Raw genomic sequence first — 22,932 nt, 5'->3', positions numbered from 1 at the left:
TCGGCGGACCTGAAGGTCCGCCCTACGCCTTTCTATCCGTTACGACCATTTCCGCCCACAAAAAAGCCCGGCACCGGGCCGGGCTTTGTTCCTGTCAGCGCTGCAGGCGCCGGAGGCTTACCCCCCGAACTTCGCCTTGGCCTCCTGGCGACGCCGATGCAGGACCGGCTCGGTGTAGCCGTTGGGCTGCTCGCGGCCCTTGAAAACCAGATCACACGCCGCCTGGAAGGCAACGCTGTCCTCGAAGTTTGGCGCCATGTTGCGGTAGTTCGGGTCATCGGCATTCTGCCGGTCCACCACCTCGGCCATCCGCTTCATGGTGTCCATCAGCGTCTGTTCGGTGGTGATGCCGTGGTGCAGCCAGTTGGCGAGCAACTGGCTGGCAATGCGCAGGGTGGCGCGGTCTTCCATCAGACCCACGTCGTTGATATCCGGGACCTTGGAACAGCCGACACCGTGGTCGATCCAGCGCACCACATAGCCGAGGATGCCCTGGACGTTGTTGTCCAGTTCCTGCTGGATCTCCTGGTCCGACCAGGACGGATTGGTCTCCACCGGGACGGTGAGCAGATCGTCCAGGCTGGCCCGCGAGCGCTTGGCGATTTCCGCCTGTACCGCATGCACGTCCACCTGGTGATAGTGGATGGCGTGAATGGTGGCAGCGGTGGGCGAGGGCACCCAGGCGGTGTTGGCACCGGCCTTGGGATGGCCGATCTTGGCCTCCAGCATGTCCTTCATCATGTCCGGCTTGGGCCACATACCCTTGCCGATCTGGGCATGACCCTTCAGCCCGCACTCCAGGCCGATGTCGACGTTCCAGTCCTCGTAGGCCTTGATCCAGGGCTCGCCCTTGATGTCTTCCTTGCGCTTGAAGGGCCCCATCTCCATGGAGGTGTGGATCTCGTCACCGGTGCGGTCCAGGAAGCCGGTGTTGATGAAGATGATGCGGTCGCTGGCCTGGCGCAGGCACTCCTTGAGGTTCACCGTGGTGCGGCGCTCCTCGTCCATGACGCCGATCTTCAGGGTGCTGCGCTTGAGGCCATAGGCGTCCTCCACCCGATTGAGAATCTCGCAGGCAAAGGCGACTTCCTCGGGGCCGTGCATCTTCGGCTTGACGATGTACATGCTGCCGGCGCGGGAGTTGGTGTGCTTGCCCGAGCCATTCAGGTCGTGGAGGAAGCCCAGCGAGGTCATCACCGCGTCCAGCATGCCCTCCGGGATCTCGTTGCCCTGGGCGTCCAGTACCGCCGGGGTGGTCATCAGGTGGCCGACGTTGCGGACCAGCATCAGGGCGCGGCCATGCAGCCGGACTTCACCACCGTTGGCGCCGGTGTAGACGCGGTCATCATGGAGCTTGCGGACAAAGGTCTTGCCGCCTTTCTCCATCTTCTCTTCCAGGTCCCCGCGCATCAGGCCGAGCCAGTTGCGGTAGACCAGGGTCTTGTCTTCGCCGTCAACAGCGGCGACGGAGTCCTCACAGTCCATGATCGCGGTCATCGCGGATTCCTGTACCACGTCCTTGACGCCGGCGGCGTGGTCCTTGCCCACCGGATCGTTGGCGTCGATGCGGATGTCCAGGTGCATGCCGTGGCGGCGCAGCAGGACGGACTCGGGCGCGTTGGCATCGCCCTGGTACCCAATGAACTGTTCCGGGTGCTTCAGGGTGGTGTCGCCGGCGCCGGTGGTGATGACCAGCTTGCCGCCTTCGATCCTGTACGCGGTAACGTCGGCATGGCTGCCCTGGGCCAGCGGGGCGGCATCGTCCAGCACCTTGGCGGCGAGGCGCACCACTTCCGCACCGCGGACGGGGTTGTAGCTAGAGCCTTTTTCCTTGCCGCCGTCTTCGGGAATGATGTCGCTGCCGTAGAGGGCATCGTAGAGGCTGCCCCAGCGGGCGTTACCGGCATTCAGGGCGAAGCGGGCGTTGCTGATGGGCACCACCAGCTGCGGGCCGGCGACTTCGCCGATCTCCGGGTCCACGTTGGCGGTGGTGACCTGAAAATCATCACCCTCGGGCAGCAGGTAGCCGATGTCCTTCAGGAACTGCTTGTACGCCTCGTGATCGTGGGGCTGACCCTTGCGCTGCTTGTACCAGTCATCCAGCTGTTCCTGAATGCGGTCGCGCTTTTCCAGCAGTTCGCGGTTGCGTGGGCCCAGGTCGTTCACCAGCGACTCCAGGGTGCTCCAGACGGTGGCCGGCGCGACCCCGGTGCCGGCGGTCAGCTCGCTGGCGACCAGCGCGTGCAGCTGCTTCGCGACCTGAAGGCCTCCCTCCTGAACTCGTTCGGTCATGCTGTGACTCCTCGTTCGCGTGTCGTGGACCCGATCCGGCGGGGCGCCATGGCCACTGCAACGGACTGGGAAGCTTGAGAGTTCCCTGCGCGGAAAGGCTCGTATGGTAACCGATTGTCGGGGCCGATTCATGCCCCCGCTGTAGGAGCGGCGCAAGCCGCGACCGGCCGTCGCGTTCGGGCCCCAACATCAGTACTTGCGCATCTGCCCAACCACCACGCCCTGGATCCGCACCCGATCCGGCGGGTACTCCTGCGGCGTGAAGGCGGCGTTCGCGGGGTGGAGCAGGGTGCGCCCGGGGCGCTGCTCGATGCGTTTGAGGGTGGCCTCCCCGTCGTCGATCAGGGCCACCACCACTTCCCCGTTACGGGCGTGCTCCCGATGTTCGATGACCACCCAGTCGCCGTCGAGTATGCCGTCGTCCGCCATGGAATCGCCGCGGACTTCCAGCACGTAGCATGCGCCTTTACCGCGCAGGGCGTCGGGGACCTGGATGCGGGTGTCATCCGTCACTGCCTCGATGGGCCGCCCGGCGGCGATGCGGCCGAGCAGGGGTAGGCCATCGTCTTCCGGCTCGGCGGCTTCGGTCAGGTGGACGCCCCGGTGACGGCCTTCCATGGGGACCACAAGCCCTGCATCGACCAGGGCCTGGATGTGCTTGTGCAGGGAGCCCCGGGAGCGCAGGCCCAGATCAGCGCAGATGGTATCCAGGGTCGGGGCGAAGCCTTCGTGACTTTGCCGGCGCAGGTAGTCGAGGATGTCCTGCTGGCGTGGCGTGAGCGCGGTCATGCGGTCTTGTCCGTTTTCTGTTTGTTCTCTACATTAACAGGGGAGAACCAAGGGAGAACATCGAACCATGGGCGTACCCGCAGAGCAAGCTGTCCCTTCCGAGGCCACCGATCCGGTCCGGCGCCTGGCCGGACGGCTGAAGCGGAAGTACGGCGGTCGCATCACCGGTGAGCTGGTGGTGCCCGCCCGGGACGCCCGTTTCGGCGAACTGCCGGATGCCCTGGAACCGCGGCTGCGCCGGGCGCTGGAGCAACGCGGCATCGCCCGGCTTTACAGCCATCAGCGGGAGGCCTGGGATCACATCCGCGCGGGCCGGCATACCGTCGTGGTGACACCCACGGCATCCGGCAAGACGCTCTGCTACAACCTGCCGGTGCTGCACACGGCGCTCACCGAAGGCGGCAAGGCGCTCTACCTGTTCCCCACCAAGGCCCTGTCCCAGGATCAGGTCGCCGAGCTCACGGAGCTGAACCAGGCCGGTGAGCTGGGTATCCGCGCCTACACCTTCGACGGCGATACGCCGGGGGATGCGCGCAAGGCCGTGCGTACCCGCGGCGATATCGTGGTCACGAATCCGGACATGCTGCACAAGGGCGTACTGCCACATCACACCAAGTGGGCGCAGTTCTTCGAGAGCCTGCGCTACGTGGTCATCGACGAAACCCACACCTACCGCGGCGTGTTCGGCTCCCACGTGGCCAACGTCGTGCGGCGGCTGCGGCGCATCTGCCGCTTCTATGGTGCTGACCCGGTGTTCATCCTGTCCTCGGCCACCATCGCCAACCCTGCGGAACTGGCCCGGGGCCTGGTGGGCGAGGAGGTCCGGGCGGTCACGGAGAGCGGCGCCCCCGCCGGCGAGAAGCAACTGCTGCTGTGGAACCCGCCGGTGATCAATGCCGATCTCGGCATCCGCGCCTCCAGCCGTTCCCAGAGCACGCGCATCACGCGCATGGCCGTGCGCAGCGGACTCAAGTCCATTGTTTTCGCCCGCAGCCGGCTCATGGTGGAGGTGATCACCAAGTACCTGAAGGACGTCTTCGATAGCGATCCGCGCAAGGGCACCCGGGTTGCGGCCTACCGGGGAGGCTACCTGCCCGGCGAGCGGCGCGACACGGAGAAGGCGCTGCGGGCCGGCAACGTGGACTGCGTGGTGGCCACTTCCGCCCTGGAACTCGGCGTGGACATCGGCTCCCTGGATGTCTGCGTGCTGGACGGCTATCCCGGCACCATCGCTGCCACCTGGCAACGGCTGGGGCGGGCAGGGCGGCGCAACCGCACGGCCCTGGGCGTGCTGGTGGCGTCCAGCCAGCCGCTGGACCAGTACATTGTCCGTAACCCGGAATTCTTCCTGGGCGCCTCGCCGGAGCACGCCCGCATCGATCCTGACCAGCTCCTGATCCTGCTGGATCACGTGCGCTGCGCCGCCTTCGAACTGCCGTTTCGTCACGGCGAGCACTTCGGCGGTGAGGATCTGGAAGAGCTGCTCAACTACCTGGAAGAGCAGGGTGTGGTGCACCGGGAAGACGACCGCTGGCACTGGACCGAAGACAGCTACCCCGCCAACAGCGTCAGTCTGCGCTCCGTGGCCGAGGGCAACTTTGTGGTCATCGACGTCACCGACGGCGGCCAGCGCATTGTCGCCGAAGTGGACTACTCCAGCGCCGCCGAGACCCTCTACGAGGGCGCCATCTACCTGATCCAGGCCAGCCCCTACCAGGTGGAGACCCTGGACTGGGAGGGGCGCAAGGCATGGGTCCGCCAGACCCGCGCCGACTACTACACCGACGCCATCGACTACACCCGGCTGAAGATCCTGGAGAGCTTCGACGCCGCCCGCGGGGGACGCTCCGAGTGCGCCAACGGCGAGGTTCACCTGGTCCGTCGTATCCCCGGATTCAAGAAGATCCGCTACTACACCCACGAGAACATCGGCTACGGCAACATCAACCTGCCGGATCAGGAAATGCACACCACAGCGGTGTGGTGGGAAATCCACCCGGAGGAGCTGCAGGCGGCCTTCGACAGCCGCCAGGAAGCGCTGGACGGGTTCCTGGGCGCCGCCCACGCCATGCACCACGTGGCCGCGCTGTTGGCCATGTCGGAACCCCAGGATCTGGGCCGCGCCGTGGGCGACGGCAATGCCCGCTGGTTCGCCACCGTGGGCGCCAGTGGTCGGGGCCAGATCCGCAGCTTCGAGCAGGGCACCCTGGATCCGGAGCAGGAACAGCGATTCCGCCCGGCCGTGTTTCTGTATGACAACTACCCCGGTGGTGTCGGCCTGTCGGCCCCGCTTTTCGATCAGCGCCGCGCCGTGGTGCACGACGCCCGTGATCTGGTGGCCGCCTGTGGCTGCCAGTTCGGTTGCCCCGGCTGTGTCGGCCCCATCCTGGCCTCCGACGAGGATCGCGGTTTCTCGCCCAAACAGGCGGCGCTGCGGGTGATGGAGCTGCTGGCGGATCATGGTTCTTAGGCATCGGCTGGATACCCTGCGCCGCCAGGCCGGCGCCGCGACGGCAGAGCCCGGGTCGACCCGCGATGGCGGCGCGACCACGCTGCAGGAACGCCTGGCGCGCATGCGGGTGGGTCACGGGAACCAGACAACCGCCGCACCGAGCAGTGGTGACCCGATCGCTCTGGCCCACGCGCTGGGTGCGGAGGTGGTGGCGCCGGGTGTGCTTCGTGTCGATCACGATCTGGCGCACGGTGAGCGGCACGGCGCAACCCGCGTGCCCGGCCCGGAGGCACACCTTGCCTTTCCGGGGATGCCGCAGCTGCCGCTGACCGCCGCCGGATTTCTGGACACGGAAACCAGCGGGCTGGCCGGCGGCACCGGCACCATCGCCTTCAATGTCGGTCTGCTGCGCCGGCGAGATGACCGTTGGCAGGCCCGCCAATACCTGCTCACTGGTTTCCGGGGCGAGGCTCCCATGCTGGATGCCCTGGCTGAGGATCTCCAGGGGCTCGAGGCGGTGGTGACGTACAACGGCGGTAGCTTCGATCTGCCCTTGCTGCGGGACCGTTACCGGCTCAACGGTGTCTCTACGCCGCCGTTGCCCCAGCGCCACGTGGACCTGCTGCATCCGGTGCGGCGGTTGTTCGCGCGGCGGTGGCCGGACTGCCGTCTGGCCACCGCCGAGGCCCGGCTTCTCGGCATGCAGCGCGACAACGACCTGCTGGGAAGTGCCGTGCCCGGTGTGTGGTTCGACTGGGTGCATCGGGGCCACGGCCATCTCCTGGATGACGTGCTGCGCCACAACCGGCTGGATATCGTTTCCCTGCTGGCCCTGGCGCCACAGATCGGGGATGTGGCGGCATGCCCCTGGGAGTGGAGCGCCGACAGCCGCGGCGCGGCTGTCGCATGGCTGCGGGCTGGTGATGAGGGGCATGCCCTGGAATGCCTCCAGCGCGGACGGGATCTCGATGCCGCCGGCCGGCTGGAACTGGCGCGCTTGCTGCGCCGGCAGCGGCGCCTGGACGAGGCCGTGGCCATCTGGCAAGCGCTGGCCCGGGAGGGGGACACGCGCGGGGCCGAACACCTGGCAAAGTTCTACGAACATGTACAGCGCGATCCGGTGGCGGCCCGGCGCTGGGCCGACAGCCTGCCCTCCGGTCCGGACAAGGAGCGACGCCTGGCCCGTTTGCGGGGCAGGGGAGCCAGCGGCGCAAACCTGTCACTGGAGTTCGGTACGCCGGCGCGGCGCAGGTAGTCTGCGCCGGCATGTAGTCGCCGTGGCCGGCACCCCGTAGAATCCACCTCTTTCCGGTCACCACTCATTAGAACCGTATGCTTGATGACGACCAGGCACGGGTTGTTGCCCACGACGATGGCCCGGCAGCGGTGCTCGCCGGGGCCGGCTCCGGCAAGACCCGGTGTACCACCGAACGGGCCGCACGCCGGTTGACGGAGGGCGGCATCGCCGGCGAGTCCATGGTGCTGCTTACCTTTACCAACAAGGCCGCCGGCGAGATGCGCGAGCGGCTGCAGGAGCGTTTACCCGCCGAGGTCGGGCTGCCCTGGATCAGCACCTTCCACAGCTTCGGCAACCGTCTGCTGCGTCAGCACGGGGAGGCCATCGGCGTGCCCCGGAACGCCACCCTCATGGACGCCGACGATGCCGGGCGCATGCTCGACGCCATGCTGGCCCGGCCCTTCCCCGACAAGGCCGGCCGCCAGGAGCTGGTGCGGCTGTACGAGAAGATCACGGCCAACGGCCTGGACGTCACCCACGAGGCGGACGTGCCGGAACTCATGCGCCTGTGTGAGGAGCACGGCCTGCGGCGGGATACGGGGCGTCGCTTCCGCGAGACCCTGCGCCGTTACGAGGACGAGAAGCGCCGCGCCAGTGTGCTGGATTTCTCCGACCTGATTCTGTTGCCGGCGCGGCTGTTGCGCAGCGATGACGGGCTGGGCGAGCGCCTGCGTGGCCAGTTGCGCGATGTCACCGTGGACGAGGCCCAGGACACGGACGCCGGCCAGTTCCGGCTGCTGCGGCTGCTGATGCCGGCCAGCGGCACGGTGCTCCTGGTGGGCGATGATGACCAGGCCATCTACGAGTGGCGGCACGCGCGGCCAGAGAACATGCGGGAGTTCATCGACACCTATGACGCCGCCGTCTACCGGCTTGAGCGCAACTACCGCTCCACCGACGCCATTGTCACCGGCGGGGCGACGCTGGTGCGCAACAACACCACCCGGCTGGAGAAGGACCCGTACGCCGTGCGTCAAGGCAGCGCATCGCCGCTGGCGCTCGCCGAGTACGATGACGGGGAGGCCATGGCCGAGGGCGTCGCGGAACAGCTGGAGACCGCATTGCGCGGGCGCCGCCGGGCTGAGGATCTGGCCGTGCTCTACCGCAAGAATCGCCTCGCCCGCGGACTGGAGGCGGCACTACTGCGCCGGGGCATTCCCTACCGCATCAAGGCGGGCACCGACCTGCTGGGGTACGCCGATGTCCGCATGATGCTGGCCGCGGGACGACTGGCCGCCAACCGGCGGGACATCCGCGCGCTGTCGCGGGTGGCCGAGCTCATCCCCGGCCTGGGCGCCCGCAGCGTCGCGCGGTTGGCGGAGAGCAAGGCCGACCCCCTGGCGCGGGCCGCGCAGCTGGCGCCCAAGGCCGCCGCGGCGGTGGAGCGCCTGGCCACCGGCCTGGATCAGCTCTACCGCGCCGGCCCGCCGGGGCTGCTGGACTGGTGCCAGAAGGACGGGCTGTTCCGTCACTGGCTGGCCCAGCGTGCGCAGCGTGCTCTGAAGGCCGGGCGCGCCGGCGGCGCCGACAGCGTCGACGAAGCGCTGCGCCCGGCTCTGGGTCGCATGCGCGTGATCCAGCGGGCCATGGAGCGGCGGCTGGCCTCACTGCCTGAGGATGCCGGCCTGGAAGCCCAGTGGGCGGCAGCCCTGGAGGTGGTGGCTGCGGGTACCGATGAGGCGGATGCCGAGGAGGGCAAGGTCACCCTGTGTACCGTGCATGGTGCTAAGGGCCTGGAGTGGCCCGAGGTCCATGTCTACGCCTTCTCCGAGGGGCTCATGCCCATGGAGCGGGACGGGGAAGTGGAGAATCTGGCCGAGGAGCGACGGCTGGCCTACGTGGCCCTGACCCGCGCTCAGGATCGGGTGATGCTGCACCACGCCGATGAGCTGGACATGGGCGTCGGCTCCGGCGCCGAGTCCATGGCCGTGTCCCGGTTCCTCGCCGAGCTGGGGCCCGAGGAGACCGTCGAACGCAGCGATCGCCGACGGGGCCGGGAACGTACCCAGCCGTCCCGGGAGACCGCCCGGGACTGGCTGGCGGAGATGCGCAAGGCGCTGCAATGACCGGCCCCATGCACACGGTGGCGGTAGTCCATGGCTGTTACCCCGAGCGGTTCGGCACGCCCAGACAGCCGGGTCTCGCTCCGGCGGCCACGGCGGAGGTGCGCCTGCAGTCGCCCTATGATGATCCGGAGGCGTTGCGGGGCCTGGAGCGGTATTCCCACGTCTGGTTGCTGTACGCGTTTCATGCCAAAGGCCGCCGCCAGTGGACGCCGACGGTGCGGCCACCGCGGCTGGGGGGCAACCGGCGCCTGGGGGTGTTCGCCACGCGCTCGCCGTTTCGTCCGAATCCGCTGGGCCTGTCAGTGGTGACCCTGGATGCCGTGGTGACCAGCGGCCACTGGCGCGGACTGCGGATAAGCAACCACGATCTGGTGGACGGCACCCCGGTGCTGGATATCAAGCCGTATCTGCCCTACAGCGACTGCCTGCCCGGGGCCACCGGGGACCCGGAGTTCCAGCGGCCGGCTGCGGTGCTCGAAGTGGTCTTCGATGAGACCCTGACGGCCGCTCCGGCGCTGGAGGATCCGCAATGGCGGGCGCTGGCGGTGGAGACCCTGGCCCTGGATCCACGGCCGGCCTATCGTCGACACGGAGGAGACGGCGACAGTTACGGTGTGCGCATCGGCGCCTGGAACGTACGCTTCCGAGTGGAAGACGGGGTGGCCCGGGTGCTGGCCATCGAGTAAGGAAACGCTGAGCAATTCTTTGAGCAAGCAGGAGAGGAGTGCCACATGTACTGGAGCAGGGAAAGCAGCCTTCGGAACGCCGCCACAGCGGTGCTGGTCTTGCTGGTCGCTGCGGGCTGCGCCCGGGACGTCGACCGCGAAGTGATTCCGGATGAGGAGCGGCCCCGGGAACCATCACCACCGGCGCCCGGTGTGGTCGTGAATGTCTATGACTGCGCCGATGGCGAGCGCATCGTCCTCGAGGGCCTGGGGCGGGAGGCCGTGCGGCTGCACCGGGCGGGGGAGCGCGCCACGCTTGGTCGAGTCGACACTGATGCCGAATACGCCTATGCAGGCGACGGTTTCCACTGGACCGTTCGCGGGTCCGATGCCGCGCTTATCCTGCCGGACGAGGAGCGGGTGCGCTGCGGAGAGACACCGCGGGCGGCGGTGTGGGAGGAGGCTCGGTTGCGCGGGGTCACCTATCGAGCCGAAGGCCTTGATCAATCCTGGGAGCTGGAACTGCGTGACCGCACGCTGGCCTTTCGCCACCGGGAGCGTGCCGAGCCCGTCCGCGCAGAGGACGTCCGCTGGTCGGGGGAGGAGGCACTTGAGGTCAGCGAAAACCGGGTGGACCTTCGCCTGGAGCCCATCGGCGACCAGTGCGGTGAGCCCGGTTCCGGACTGGAGGCGGTGCGCTTGATCGTGGATGATCGGCTCCTGGAGGGCTGCGGCCGCTTCCTGGACAACGACCACCAGCGAGACTGATCCATGGACTGCCGTATCGGCTGCGGCGCCTGTTGCGTTGCCCCTTCCATCTCATCGCCACTCCCCGGGATGCCCGACGGCAAACCCGCCGGGGTGCCATGCATTCATCTCACCGCGGACGGTTGCTGCGGGCTGTTCGGGCGACCTGAACGGCCGGCCGTCTGCGAGGCGTTCCAGGCGACCCCCGCCCTGTGTGGCAGCAGCAGCGACGATGCCTTCGCGCGCCTGGCTGCCTTGGAGGCCGAGACGGCATGATCACCGGCGGACCCGCGGAGCTCGGCACCCTGGCGCGACAGCTGCGGGAGGAGGCCCGGGGCGTCGGGCAGCGGCGTGCCGTCATTCTCGCCGGTGCGGCGGAGTGGGGGCGCCAGCAGGCCGTCGCCATGCTGGATGCAGCAGGGCTCGAGCGGGGTCAGGTGCTCTGGGCGGGCGAGGCGGCGCCCGAGGGCAGCATTGCCTGCGCGCCGGACGGGCTGCTCGCGCATCTTGGAACGGAGTCCGATGCCCTGGTTGTGGATGCCCACGCCGGGCTGGATCCGGACGGTCTGGGCGCCGGCGTTGGCACGGTACGGGGCGGCGGCCTGGTGATGTTACTGACGCCGCCGCTGGAGGAGTGGCCTGCGTATGCCGACCCTCAGGCGGACCGACTTGTGGTGGACGGCTATGGCGCAGAGGCGCTGACGGGGCGATTCCTGGCCTGGCTGGCGGCCACCTTCAGGGCCGACCCCTGGACCGTCGTGCTGGAACAGGGACACACCTGTCCGGAAGTGCAGCCGCTGCCCGGGTTCTCCGCTGAACCATCGACGCCCGACGATCCCGACTGTATCACGGCAGACCAGGCCACCGCGGTCGCCGCCGTGTTGCGCACGGCGACGGGGCATCGCCGTCGCCCCACGGTCCTCACCGCGGATCGAGGTCGCGGCAAATCGGCCGCCCTGGGCATCGCTGCCGGTCGCCTGCTGCGTGACCGTGGGGGACTGATCGTAGTCACCGGCCCGCGTCGGGGCGCGGTGGAGCCGGTGCTGAGCCACGCCGCCCGGGTTCTGGGGGTGGCGTCGGGACGCACCGAGGTGGTCGCGCCGGACGGGGCACGGCTGCGGTTCCTGCTGCCCGGGGAGATTGCCGCCAGCGAGGAAACGCCCGCTCTGGTGCTCGTGGACGAGGCAGCAGCACTGCCGGCGGACACGCTTGGGCGGCTGCTGCAGCAGCACAGCCGCATTGTCTTTGCCACCACCGTGCACGGTTACGAGGGCAGTGGGCGTGGCTTCGCATTGCGCTTCCAGGATGTGCTGGACGCGAGCAGTCCGCGGAGGCAGTACGTCACGCTGAATGCGCCGGTGCGCTGGCAATCCCGCGATCCGGTGGAGGCGTTGGTGTTCCGCGCCCTGGTGCTGGATGCCGATCTGCCGGCGCTGGGAGAGGAAACGGCGACGGAGGTGCCACGGGTCGAGCGCGTTGAGCGCGATCGATTGCTGACTGAGCCGGAGTTGCTGCGGGCACTGTTCGGTCTGCTGGTCCACGCCCACTACCGCACGCGGCCGCTGGATCTGCGCAACCTGCTGGATGGTCCCAATCTGAACCTCTATCTCCTGTGGCAGGCGCAGGACCTGGTGGGTACGGCCCTGGTGGCCGCCGAGGGTGGTTTCGACGCAATCACCAGTCGCGCCATCTGGGCCGGAGAGCGCCGGCCGCAGGGGCATCTGCTGCCGCAGTCCCTGGCGGCCCATGTCGGGCTTCCGAATGGCGCCCGTGCCCGTGTCGCCCGGATCATGCGGATCGCCGTTCATCCCCGGCGCCAGGGTCGTGGTCTGGGCAGCGCGTTGGTCGACGTTGTGGCCAGGGACGCGGCCACGGCGGGCCTGGACATGGTCGGCGCCAGTTTCGGCGCCACCCCGGACTTGCTGCGCTTCTGGGAGCGCTGCGGATGCCGCCCCCTGCGCCTGGGCGTGCGTCGTGACGCGGCCAGCGGCACCCACTCGGCAGTCGTGGCGCGAAGCCTCGGTGACGGCGGTGATCAGCTGCTGGAGCAGGGGCGGGCCCGCATGGCAAGGGATCTACCGGGCCAGCTGGCGGATGCCCTCGCAGTGGTCGAGCCGGACCTGGTATTGCCGCTGCTGGCGACTCTCGATGTGCCGGAGCCCGACGCCGAGGACTGGCTGGATGTAGTGGGTTTTGCCACGGGACAGCGTGCCTTCGAAGTCTCTCTCACCGGGCTCCACCGGGTGGTGCTCCGGGCGTTGAGCCGTAGCGAGGTCCGCACCCACCTGGAGCGCCATGAGCAGACGGCCCTGGTGGCTCGTGTGCTCCAGCGCCGCCCCTGGGCGGAGGCCGCCCGGCTGGCCGGCGAGTTTGGCCGGCCGGGGCTGGTCCAGGTGATGCGCCGGGGGCTGGCGCGATTGATTCCGGTCCATGCCCCCGCCGCCGCCCGCGGCGTTATTCCAGATCGATGATCACGTTGCCCGCGACCGCACCGGATTCCACATGGTCGTGGGCGGTGGCGATCTCTGCCAGCGGCAGCCGTTCCGCGATGCGGTGACGCAGCACCCCGCGCTCCAGCAGGTCGGTGACGCCGGCGGTGGCCGCCGCCCGGTCCTCCGGAGGCAGATTGTAGACAATGAAGAACTGCAGCAGCACGTTCTTGAGAATGGACGGGAAGAACGGGATGTGAACCTCGCCGGCGTTGGCGCCAAAGGCAACAATCAGGCCGTTCGCGCGCACCGCGGCCACGTCCGTAGCGGCGTTGGCTGCGAATTCCAGTTCGATGATCCGGTCCGCGCCGACGCCTCCCGTGACCTCCATGACCTCTGCCGCCACGTCTTGCTCCCGGTAGTTGAACACGGCCTCCGCACCCGCCTCACGGGCAATCTCTGCCTTGGCCTCCGAACTCACCGTGCTCAGGACCCGTGCCGCGCCGGCATCCCGTGCCATCTGAATGGCATAGTAGGCCACCGCCCCCGCGCCACCGGGAATCAACACGGTCTGACCGCGCACGCCGCCGTGGCAGTGCACCGCATGCCATGCCGTCAGGGCGGGAATACCGAGGCAGGCCCCGGCCTCGGGGCCAGTATTGGCCGGCAGCGGCACCGCCTGCTCCGCCGGCAATACGACGAATTCGGCGGCAGTGCCGTCGGGCCGGCCCCAGGCCGCGTTCCAGACCCAGACCCGATCGCCGGGTTCAAGCTGTGTGACGCCGTCACCGACGGCATCGATGACGCCGGCGCCGTCACTGTGGGGAATGATGCGCGGGAACGGCAGGTCGCGGCTGCGGGCGCCGGCCCTCGTCTTGACATCGGACGGGTTCACGCCGCTGCACTGCAGACGCACCCGGACTTCACCGACCCCGGGCGTCGGCGTGGGAATGTCCACCAGCTGCAGTACCTCGGATGCCGGACCGACTCGTTCGTAACAGGCTGCGCGCATGGGATGTTGTCCTCGTGTTGTATAACCGCGGCTGCCCCGCGGCGAGTCGCGCACGGGAGTGCCAGCAGCCGAATCAGGTTGTATCGTCTACGCCGTGTCTTTGGCCAGGATCTGATCGGCGACGTCGTCCAGGTCCCCGCCCACGATGTCCGGTGCAGTAAACAGCGGGTCGAGCACCTGACCGGGGCGGGCCACGAAGGCCGCGTCCCACCCGGCGTTCATGGCACCTGCAACGTCCCAGGCGTGGGCGGCAACCAGGCGCATGTCCTGGGCGCTGGCCAGGAGGCTGCGGGCGGCGGTGTTGTAAACCTCCGGGGCCGGCTTCAGGGTTTGCGCGGCATCGACACTGAAGATGTCCTCGAAGAGATCGGCTAACCCGGCATTGTCCAACTGTGCCCGCGCGACTTGGGGCGGCGAGTTGGTGAGTGCGATCAGGCGCAACCCGCTGTCGGTCAGACGTTGAAGAGCCGGTTTGACGTCATCATGGGGTGGCAGACTACGGAGTCCGCCGCTGATGGCGTCCCGGTTCTTCTGGGTCAGGCGCACTGCGTGGCGGTCGGCCATCTGGCTGAGGGCGTGCCCGGCGATGGTGCTGAAATCGTGGTATTGCCCGAAAATCGTGGTCACCATGGCCGACTGCAGGACCTGCGAAAACCAGTCGCGGCGCACCGAAGCCGCACCGAAAATATCCTCGAACAGGGGATCCAGGGCGGCGAGATCGAGAAGTGTTTCGTTGACATCGAAGGCGATGATGCGGCTCATGGACTCCCCCTGCGTTATTGGACATAGTGATGTGGCGTCATGGTATCAGGCCCGCCACTGGATGACCTGAGTGCCATACCCCCGTTTGACTGGAGCGTTGGATGCGTCAGCTGGCGAGATACCTTGTGTGCATGCTGGTGGCCATGACCGTGACTCCGGCGATGGCTGGCGGTGACCGGGCCGGAACCTGGTGTGAACCTGGCGGTGAGCGCGTGCAGGATGCCGCCCTGTACCGCGATCTGGCCCGGCAGGACGTGATTCTGCTGGGGGAGCGTCACGACCGCATGGAGCACCACCGCTGGCAGTTGTCCACCATTGCGCAGTTGCGCGCACATCGAAATGACCTGGTCATTGCCCTGGAGATGCTGCCGCGCCAGGCGCAGCCGGCGCTGGATGGCTGGCTGGACGGTGAGTTGGACGAGGATGCGTTTCTGGCGGCCAGCGACTGGTACACCCACTGGGGCTACCACCCGGACCTGTACCTGCCCATCCTCCATTTCGCGAGACTGCACGGTATCCCGTTGCGGGCCGTGAATCTGGACCGATCACTGGTGCAGCGCATCGGTGCCGAGGGCTGGGAGGCCGTTCCCACCGATGAGCGCTACGACGTGGGACCGGCGTCAGCACCGGCGGATGAGTACCGTGAACGCCTGCAGGCATCCTTCGAAGGGCACGCCCAACGCGGCATGGGAGGATCAGCGGAGGCCTTCGTGCGGGCGCAGCTGGCCCGCGATCGCGCCATGGCGGAGGGTGTCGTGTCCGCTCTGGATGCCGGTGATGAACCGCCGCTGGTGGTGCTGCTGGCCGGCAGTGGGCACATGGAATACGGCCACGGCGTGCCGGAGCAACTACGGGATCTCGGCATCGATGACGTTGCGGTGCTGTTGCCACGGGATTCCGGTGCGGCGTGTGCGTCCCTGGAACCGGACCTGGCGCGAGCAGCCTTCCTGCTGAGCGGAGACCAGCGCCATGAGCTGCAGGTCGTGCGCCTGGGTGTGGTGCCCGAGGACGGGGACGACGGGGTGTATCTGTCTCATGTGGCCGAGGATTCCGTCGCTGCAGCCGCGGAACTTCGGGACGGCGACGTCATTGTCCGGGCCGCGGGGCGGGAGTTGCAATCCGCGGACCAGCTACGCCGGCTGGTGCATCAGCAGAATCCCGGAACCTGGATGCCGTTGACGCGCCTGCGTGACGGCGAGGAAACCGAAGTCATTGCCCGGTTCCCCGCCACGCGGCGTGACTGATTCCGCGGCATCGAGTGCCCGGTCGACGCCGCTTAGCAGCCGGAGGGCTGGGTCCGCGGAGCCTCGTCACCGAAGAACCAGGGCCGCAGCTTCACCCCCGCCATGTTGCCGAGGAAGCCGAATATCATCCACACCCAGCCGTGCAGGCTGCCGGAGGCAATGCCGCTGAAATAGGCGCCGATGTTGCAGCCGAATGCCAGCCGCGCGCCGTAACCCAGCAGAATCCCGCCAATTATGGCGGCCAGTAGCGGCCGGAAAGGGATGCGCAGACTCGGAGCGAAGCGTCCGGCCAGGGATGCAGCGATCAGCGCGCCCAGGATCAGGCCGAAGTTCATCACCGACGTCACGTCCTGGAAGACGCTGGCCTGCAGGGCCTGGGCGTTGTGGGGCAGTTGCCAGTACTCCCAGTGGCCCACCTGGATTCCCACTGCCTCGAAGGCATTGGCACCCCAGAGTGCGAAGGCCGCGGTAATGCCCCATGGTCTGCCGGCCAGAATCAGCGTGATGAAATTGAGCACGGCCAGGGCCACGGCCCCCCAGATCAGCGGCCACGGGCCACGCAGGAACCGGGTCCAGCCGGCACGCTCCGCGGCAGCAGGCTGTTCGAGACCCCCGTGGCGGCGCTTCTCCAGCAGCACCGTCAGGCCGTAGATGGCGGCGAACAGCGCGAAACTCAGCGCCAGCCCGCCGCTCAGCCCCAGACTGTTGACCACGGAGACGGCATCGAAGGCGGGCTGGTCCCACCACCAGTGCACGTGGTGTGTGGCGACCACCGAGCCGAGAATGAAGCCGATGAGAGTCACCACCATGCGCATGTTGCCGCCGCCGGCGGTGAATAGCGTGCCTGACGCGCAGCCGCCGCCCAGCTGCATACCAACACCGAACAGGAACGAGCCGACGACGACGGCCACGCCGATGGGCGCGACAAAACCGTAGACGTTGTTGCCGAAGATGGACCCCGCTTCCAGAACCGGGAAGAACAACGCCACGGCAATTGCCAGCATGATCATCTGGGCACGCAGCCCGCGACCGCGCCGGTCAGTGATGAACACGCGCCAGGCCGAGGTGAAGCCGAATGCCGCGTGATAAAGCGCCACACCGAGCAGCCCACCCACCAGGAACAGCGCCGCCTGGTTGACGCCGATGCTCTGGCCGAAATAGAGCAGCCCGACGATCACCAGGGCCGCAGCAATCCAGCCGGCAAGATTCATGCCCCCCGGGCGACCAGCGATGGATGCGGACAGTGCTGCCATGTCTTCAAGTGCTCCTGGAAAATGGGGAACCAGCGGCGAAGAGTCTAAACAATGGCCTGCGGGCGCGGGAAAGAGTGTTTCCGCATATGTTTAGAACGCCGTTATGGCACCGGCCCGGTGTCCCGCGCCCCGGTCAGCCGCCCGCCGCGACCGCGCCGTCCGGCATGGCGAGTTCCGCGAACCGGCGCAGTGAGTCCAGGCGTGCCGCCGGGTCGTGGACATCGGTGGTGATGATGAGCTCGTCGGCGCCGGTGCTGGCGAGAAACGCGTCGACCTGGTCCGTGACCGTCCCGGCGGCCCCGAAGGCGCTGGCGCTGAGCGTGGCTTCCACCATCGCCTTCTCCTGGCGTGACCAAAGCGCCTCCATGTCCGGCACCGGCGGCTGCAGTCGGCCGCGCTGGTTGCGCACCATGCGCAGGAAACGCTGGCGGATGGACGTGGCGAGATGCTCCGCTTCAGCGTTCGTGTCAGCCACGATGACATTCATGGCCACCATGGCGTGCGGCCGTTCCAGCACCTCCGAGGGCCGGAAGACCTCCCGGTAAAGGGCCAGCGCCTCATGGACATGCCGGGGTGCGAAATGGCTGGCAAAGGCGAAGGGCAGACCCAGCTGACCGGCCAGCTGGGCGCTGTAGCCACTGGAGCCCAGCAGCCAGACGGGGATGTGATCCAGGCCCTGGCCCGGAATGGCGCGGACCCGCTGGCCATCCCGTGCCGGCGCCAGATAGCCGTGCAACTCCGCCAGCAGTTCGGCGAAATCCGGTTCCAGGCTGGCATTGGCGCCGCGCAGGGCGCGGGCCGTGACGCCGTCGGTGCCGGGTGCCCGCCCGAGCCCCAGATCGATACGCCCCGGGTAGAGTGTCTCCAGGGTGCCGAACTGTTCCGCCACCACCAGCGGCGCATGGTTGGGCAGCATGATGCCGCCGGAGCCGACGCGGAGGCGGGTGGTCTTCCCTGCGACATGGCCGATGAGCACCACCGTGGCGGCACTGGCGATGCCATCCAGATTGTGGTGCTCTGCCAGCCAGAGCCGGTGAAAACCGAGTCGGTCCGCCTCCTGCGCGAGGTCGACGGTGCGGGCAAAGGCGTCCGCCGGCGAACCGCCTTCAACAATGGATGCCAGGTCGAGGATGGAAACCGGGATGTCACCGAGTCGACTCATTGCGGTGTTGCTCCAGCGTGCGGGGATGGCAGGTAGCGCGTCGCCACCGCGGCGACGGCGATGATGATGCTGGTGGACAGCACCATGACTGTCCAGCCGTAGCCGGCATACAGGATACCAGGCAGCCAGGCTCCCAGGGTGCCCCCGGCGTAGTAGGAGGCGATGTAGAGCCCGTTGACCACGCCGCGCCGGTCCGGCGCCAGGGCGTTCACCACCCCTGGCGCGGTGCCGTGCACCAGGAACATGCCGGCACAGAACAGGAACATGGCGGCGAAGACCAGCCACAGAGCCGGCAGCAGGAACAGCAGGGTTCCGGCCAGGAAAACGCCCAGGCCGAGCTGGATGCTGCGGCGCTGACTGCCGGTCCACACGGTGATGCGGCCGGAGGCCAGCGCCACGACAATGCCCATGAGATAACCCGCGTAGAGCAGGGCGATGGTGTCCTCCCCGGTCCCTGGCGCCAGCGCCACGGTCCGGAAAGGCAGGTAGGTGAGCAGTGCCGCGAACACGAAGAACACGCTGAAGCCCATGAAACAGGTGCTGGCCACGCCGGGGCGGATCAGCACCGCACGGCAGTCCCGCCAGCCAATGCGGGTACTGCTTGCCGGCGGATCACTCCCCAGCCGCAGAATCAGGGGTGCGGCCAGAAGCAGTGCCAGGCCCAGCAGCCAGAACGACGCCTGCCACTGCCAGTGGGCGGCGATCACCCCGGCCAGCAAGCGGCCCAGGAACCCGCCCAGAACCGTCGCCGCAACATAGGTCGCCATGGTGCGGGCCAGGTCCCGGGCCGGAACGCGGCCGGCGATGAACGTCATCAGGGCCGTCATGGCAGCCGGGATCAGCAGCCCCTGGCCGATGCGGGCCGCCAGTTGCAGATTGAAGTCGGGCGCCACGGCGAATGCGATCTGGCTCAGCCCCAGCAGGGCGGTGGCCACCGCCAGAACCCGGCGGGCGCTGAGCCGCTCGAGGACCAGCCCGTAGAGGATCGGGGCGATGCTCAGGGGCAGCAGCGTCGCCGTGATCAACAGCGCGGCGCGGCTCTCGCCGATGTCGTGCAGGGTGGCCAGCAGAGGCAGCAGCGGCTGAGGCGCGTACAGGGCACAGAAGACCAGGACCGTAACCAGCAGCAGCAGGGGCATCAGCGCGGTCCGGAGAACGTCTTCACGTAAGAAGTCGCGTTAGGATGTCTTCGTAAATCACCGACAATACGTCAAGATCGTCCGCGGTGACACGCTCGTCCACCTGGTGAATGGTCGCGTTCAGCGGGCCGAGCTCGATGACCTGGGCGCCCGTGGGCGCGATGAAGCGCCCGTCCGAGGTGCCGCCGCCGGTGGACAGCACCAGACTGCGGCCGGTGACGTTGGCGACGGCCTCCCGCGTCGCCTCCACCAGGGCGCCGGATTCGGTGACGAAGGGGCGCGCCGAGAGCTGCCAGTCCAGATGGTAGTCCACGCCATGGTGGTCCAGAATCGCCTCGACACGTTGCTGCAGGCTTTCCGGTGTACTCTCCGTGCAGAAGCGGAAGTTCAGCAGCAGCTCCAGGGCGCCCGGGATCACGTTGGTGGCACCCGTTCCGGCGCGGAGGTTGGAGACCTGGAACGTGGTCGGCGGGAAGCTTTCGTTACCGGCGTCCCAGGTGGTGGCCACCAGTTCGGCCAGGGCGGGCGCCAGGCTGTGGACCGGGTTCACCGCCTTGTCCGGGTAGGCAACGTGGCCCTGGACCCCGTGCACGGTGAGGGTGCCGTTGAGGGAGCCCCGGCGGCCGTTGCGGGCGGTGTCGGCAATCTGGCGGTCGCTGGTGGGTTCACCCACCAGACACCAGTCCATGGCTTCGCCGCGGGCCTGGAGGGTGTCCACCACCCGGGCCGTTCCGTCCCGCGCCGGCCCTTCCTCGTCGCTGGTGAGGAGCAGGGCGATGGAGCCCCGATGCTCCGGGTGTGCCGCCACGAAGCGTTCGCAGGCGGTGACGAACGCCGCCACGCTGCCCTTCATGTCGGCCGCCCCGCGGCCGTAGAGCAGGCCGCCGCGGAGCGCCGCGGCGAAGGGCGGCGCCGACCAGTCCGCTTCCGGCCCGGTGGGCACCACGTCCGTGTGACCGGCGAAGGTAAACACGGGGCCGGTGTCTCCACGACGACTCCAGAGATTCTGCACCTCGCCGAAGGGCAGCCAGTCGGCCCGGAACCCCAGCGGCGCCAGGCGCTCCTGGATCAGGGCCTGACAGCCGCCGTCCTCGGGGGTCACGGAGGGCCGGGTGATGAGTTCCCGGGCCAGGGCCACGGTGGCGGATTCGCTCACGCCGCGCCTCCGCCGAACCGCTCGGCGTACTCGGCCTCCCGGAACCCCACCACCACGTCACCGCCGTCTTCCAGCACCGGGCGGCGGATCAGGTTCGGCCACTCCTGCACCAGCGCCACCGGCGCGGTATCCACCCGGGCGCGGTCCGCGTCACCGAGTTTCCGCCAGGTGGGGCTGCGCCGGCTGATGACCTGCTCGGCGCCCAGGGTCTGCAGCCAGTGCTGCACGCGCGCCTCCGGTACGCCGTCGCGGCGGAAATCGTGGAAGCCCGCCTCGATGCCGGCAGACTCCAGCCACTTCAGGGCCTTGCGGCAGGTGTCGCAGTTGCGGATCCCGTAGAGCATGACCATGGTTCAGGGCCTCAGCAGTTCGTTGATACTCACCTTGGCGCGGGTCTTCTCGTCCACCTGCTTGATGATGACGGCGCAGTACAGCGAATGGGTGCCATCGCTGGATGGCAGGTTGCCCGGAACCACCACGGCGCCCCTGGGCACCCGGCCGCTGGTGACCTCACCGGTTTCACGGTTGTAGATCTTGGTGCTCTGGCCGATGAACACGCCCATGGAGATCACGGCGCCTTCCTCCACGATCACCCCCTCGACGATCTCGGAGCGGGCACCGATGAAGCAGTTGTCCTCGATGATCACCGGGTTGGCCTGCAGCGGCTCCAGCACGCCGCCGATGCCGGCACCGCCGGAGAGATGAACGCCCTTGCCGATCTGGGCGCAGGAACCCACGGTGGCCCAGGTGTCCACCATGGTGCCCTGGTCGACGTAGGCGCCGATGTTCACGTAGGAGGGCATCAGCACCGCCCCGGAGGCGATGTAGGAGCCCCGCCGGGCCACCGCCGGCGGTACCACGCGGACACCGCCGGCCTGGAAATCCTGGCTGTTGTAGTCGGTGTACTTGAGCGGCACCTTGTCGTAGAAGTTCACGGCACCGGTGCGCATGACTTCGTTGTCGTGCAGGCGGAACGACAGCAGCACGGCCTTTTTCAGCCACTCGTTGACCACCCAGTCGCCGTCGCGTTTCTCTGCCACCCGGGCCTCGCCCCGGTCCAGCATCATGACGGCGCGTTCCACGGCGTCCACCACCTCCGGGGATGCGGTGCGCGGGCTGATTTCGGCGCGCTGTTCGAAGGCGTTCTCGATGATGGAGCGGATCTGGTCCATGGGTCGCGGTCCTCTCGGATTGTCTGGATTTTCGATTGTGGTGCCCGGCGACGCGGCAACGGCACCATGGTGGACGTAAACGTCCACCCTACGGGGTCAGGGTCTCGACGAAGCGGCGGATACGCTGCATGGCCTCTTCGCATTCGGCCTCTTCCGCCACCAGTGCCATGCGGACGTGTCCGGCGCCGGGGTTGACCCCGTCAACCTCCCGGGAAAGATAGCTGCCCGGGAGGACCCGCACGTTTTCCTGTTCGTAGAGCGCCCGCGCGAAGGTGACATCGTCGATGGGCGTCCGCGGCCACAGGTAAAAGCCGGCATCGGGGCGGTTGACGTCCAGTACGGGTTGCAGCGCCGCCAGGGCGCGGTCGAACTTGTCGCTATAGCGGCTGCGATTATGCACCACATGTGCCTCGTCGTCCCAGGCGGCGCGACTGGCTGCCTGGGTCTGCAGGGGCATGGCGCAGCCCTGGTAAGTCCGGTACTGCAGGAAGGCGCGCAGCAGCCCCGCATCACCGGCGACGAAGCCGGAGCGCAGGCCGGGGGCATTGGAGCGCTTGGACAGGCTGTGGAACACCAGGCAGCGGCGGAAGTCGCGGCGGCCCATGGCCGCGCAGACCTCCAGCAGCCCCGTGGGAGCCTGCTCTTCGTCGGGGTACAGTTCGCTGTAGCATTCGTCGCTGGCAATGACGAAGTCGAAGCGGTCGGCCAGCTCGATAAGCTGTCGCTGCCAGGCGGCCGGCAGGACCGCGCCGGTGGGGTTGCCGGGGGAGCAGATATAGATCAGTTCGCACGCCTGCCAGGTCTCCTCCGGTACGGCGGCGAGATCCGGAAGATAGCCGTCGGCAGCACGGGTCGCCAGGTAGTACGGCTCAGCGCCGGCGATCAGTGCCGCGCCTTCGTAGATCTGGTAGCAGGGGTTGGGCATCAGCACGCGGGCGCCCGGGGCCCCGGAGAGCACCGTCTGCGCAATGGCGAACAGGGCTTCACGGGTGCCGGCCACCGGCAGGACGTGCTGGTCGGGGTCCAGGACCCCGTCGGCGATGCCGAACCGTTGCCGGAGCCAGGCGCAGATGGTCTGCCGCAGGGCCGGAGTGCCACCGGTGGCGGCATAACCGCCCAGGCCGTCCAGGTTGTCGGCCAGGGTGTCGCGGATCACCCGCGGAGTGGCATGGCGGGGTTCGCCGATGCCGAGGTTGATGGGGGGCAGATCCGCCGGCGCACAGTCGCTCAGCAGGGCATTGAGACGCTCAAAGGGATAGGGCTGAAGGGCACGCAGTCGCGGATTCATTGCGGCT

19 protein-coding genes are annotated in these 22,932 nt (G+C 68.2%); 8 read left to right on the top strand and 11 right to left on the bottom strand.

From position 1 onward, the window contains the following. Positions 1-117: 117 nt before the first annotated feature. The gene (locus KU884_RS10625; RefSeq protein WP_167782618.1) at positions 118-2,292 is read right to left on the bottom strand and encodes a malate synthase G; all 2,175 of its coding nucleotides are present in this window, start codon (positions 2,290-2,292) and stop codon (positions 118-120) included. A gap of 189 nt (positions 2,293-2,481) precedes the next feature. Then, on the bottom strand, positions 2,482-3,081 hold the full coding sequence (lexA, locus tag KU884_RS10620) for a transcriptional repressor LexA (RefSeq protein ID WP_167782617.1): 600 nt from the start codon (positions 3,079-3,081) through the stop codon (positions 2,482-2,484). Positions 3,082-3,148: 67 nt separating this feature from the next. Here lexA and KU884_RS10615 point away from each other — a divergent pair, with 67 nt between their 5' ends. The 7 genes from KU884_RS10615 to KU884_RS10585 all read left to right on the top strand — a co-directional run bounded on the left by KU884_RS10615 (position 3,149) and on the right by KU884_RS10585 (position 12,779). Then, a complete protein-coding gene (locus KU884_RS10615; RefSeq protein ID WP_167782616.1) occupies positions 3,149-5,551 on the top strand; it encodes a DEAD/DEAH box helicase in 2,403 nt (800 codons plus the stop codon). Beyond that, positions 5,541-6,788 carry a ribonuclease H-like domain-containing protein gene (locus KU884_RS10610; protein WP_167782615.1) on the top strand — a complete coding sequence of 416 codons (1,248 nt, stop codon included), beginning with the start codon at positions 5,541-5,543 and terminating at the stop codon, positions 6,786-6,788. The genes KU884_RS10615 and KU884_RS10610 overlap by 11 nt, the downstream gene beginning before the upstream one ends. A 77-nt stretch (positions 6,789-6,865) precedes the next feature. Further along, positions 6,866-8,896, top strand: a complete 2,031-nt coding sequence (locus tag KU884_RS10605; protein WP_167782614.1) for an ATP-dependent helicase — start codon at positions 6,866-6,868, stop codon at positions 8,894-8,896. After that, positions 8,893-9,582, top strand: a complete 690-nt coding sequence (gene tsaA, locus KU884_RS10600) for a tRNA (N6-threonylcarbamoyladenosine(37)-N6)-methyltransferase TrmO (RefSeq protein ID WP_167782613.1) — start codon at positions 8,893-8,895, stop codon at positions 9,580-9,582. Before KU884_RS10605 ends, tsaA begins: the two co-directional genes overlap by 4 nt. A gap of 45 nt (positions 9,583-9,627) precedes the next feature. Continuing rightward, complete coding sequence (locus tag KU884_RS10595) at positions 9,628-10,329, top strand: hypothetical protein (RefSeq protein WP_167782612.1); 702 nt, start codon at positions 9,628-9,630, stop codon at positions 10,327-10,329. 3 nt (positions 10,330-10,332) lie between these two features. Next, positions 10,333-10,584, top strand: coding sequence for a YkgJ family cysteine cluster protein (locus KU884_RS10590; protein WP_167782611.1), 252 nt, complete (start codon positions 10,333-10,335; stop codon positions 10,582-10,584). Further along, positions 10,581-12,779, top strand: coding sequence for a tRNA(Met) cytidine acetyltransferase TmcA (locus KU884_RS10585; protein WP_167782610.1), 2,199 nt, complete (start codon positions 10,581-10,583; stop codon positions 12,777-12,779). Before KU884_RS10590 ends, KU884_RS10585 begins: the two co-directional genes overlap by 4 nt. Here KU884_RS10585 and KU884_RS10580 read toward each other — a convergent pair. Next, positions 12,763-13,749, bottom strand: a complete 987-nt coding sequence (locus tag KU884_RS10580) for an NADPH:quinone reductase (RefSeq protein ID WP_167782609.1) — start codon at positions 13,747-13,749, stop codon at positions 12,763-12,765. The genes KU884_RS10585 and KU884_RS10580 overlap by 17 nt on opposite strands. A gap of 87 nt (positions 13,750-13,836) precedes the next feature. Further along, positions 13,837-14,511: a haloacid dehalogenase type II gene (locus KU884_RS10575; protein ID WP_167782608.1), complete on the bottom strand. Its 675-nt coding sequence runs from the start codon at positions 14,509-14,511 to the stop codon at positions 13,837-13,839. 101 nt (positions 14,512-14,612) lie between these two features. Here KU884_RS10575 and KU884_RS10570 point away from each other — a divergent pair, with 101 nt between their 5' ends. Further along, positions 14,613-15,755, top strand: a complete 1,143-nt coding sequence (locus KU884_RS10570; protein ID WP_174813734.1) for a ChaN family lipoprotein — start codon at positions 14,613-14,615, stop codon at positions 15,753-15,755. A gap of 32 nt (positions 15,756-15,787) precedes the next feature. Here the strand turns inward: KU884_RS10570 and KU884_RS10565 are convergent, their stop codons facing one another. The 7 genes from KU884_RS10565 to dapC form a co-directional block, all read right to left on the bottom strand. Next, a complete protein-coding gene (locus KU884_RS10565) occupies positions 15,788-17,008 on the bottom strand; it encodes a YeeE/YedE family protein (protein ID WP_174813733.1) in 1,221 nt (406 codons plus the stop codon). 133 nt (positions 17,009-17,141) lie between these two features. Next, entirely contained in the window at positions 17,142-18,170 is a 1,029-nt protein-coding gene (locus tag KU884_RS10560) for an LLM class flavin-dependent oxidoreductase (protein ID WP_167782607.1), read from the bottom strand. Then, positions 18,167-19,309, bottom strand: a complete 1,143-nt coding sequence (locus KU884_RS10555) for an MFS transporter (RefSeq protein WP_167782606.1) — start codon at positions 19,307-19,309, stop codon at positions 18,167-18,169. The genes KU884_RS10560 and KU884_RS10555 overlap by 4 nt, the downstream gene beginning before the upstream one ends. Positions 19,310-19,331: 22 nt before the next feature. Continuing rightward, positions 19,332-20,465, bottom strand: a complete 1,134-nt coding sequence (gene dapE / locus KU884_RS10550; protein WP_167782605.1) for a succinyl-diaminopimelate desuccinylase — start codon at positions 20,463-20,465, stop codon at positions 19,332-19,334. Beyond that, positions 20,462-20,815 (bottom strand): Spx/MgsR family RNA polymerase-binding regulatory protein, encoded by a 354-nt coding sequence (locus KU884_RS10545; protein WP_167782604.1) that lies wholly within the window; start codon positions 20,813-20,815, stop codon positions 20,462-20,464. Before KU884_RS10545 ends, dapE begins: the two co-directional genes overlap by 4 nt. 3 nt (positions 20,816-20,818) lie before the next feature. Continuing rightward, positions 20,819-21,637 carry a 2,3,4,5-tetrahydropyridine-2,6-dicarboxylate N-succinyltransferase gene (gene dapD, locus KU884_RS10540; RefSeq protein ID WP_167782603.1) on the bottom strand — a complete coding sequence of 273 codons (819 nt, stop codon included), beginning with the start codon at positions 21,635-21,637 and terminating at the stop codon, positions 20,819-20,821. Positions 21,638-21,725: 88 nt separating this feature from the next. Beyond that, a complete protein-coding gene (dapC, locus tag KU884_RS10535) occupies positions 21,726-22,925 on the bottom strand; it encodes a succinyldiaminopimelate transaminase (protein WP_167782602.1) in 1,200 nt (399 codons plus the stop codon). Positions 22,926-22,932 lie beyond the last annotated feature (7 nt).

Origin of the sequence: Aquisalimonas sp. 2447, assembly GCF_012044895.1 — a bacterium.
Lineage (GTDB): Bacteria > Pseudomonadota > Gammaproteobacteria > Nitrococcales > Aquisalimonadaceae > Aquisalimonas.
Note: the sequence above shows the minus strand (reverse complement) of the source record. Positions and strands in the feature narration are given on the sequence as shown.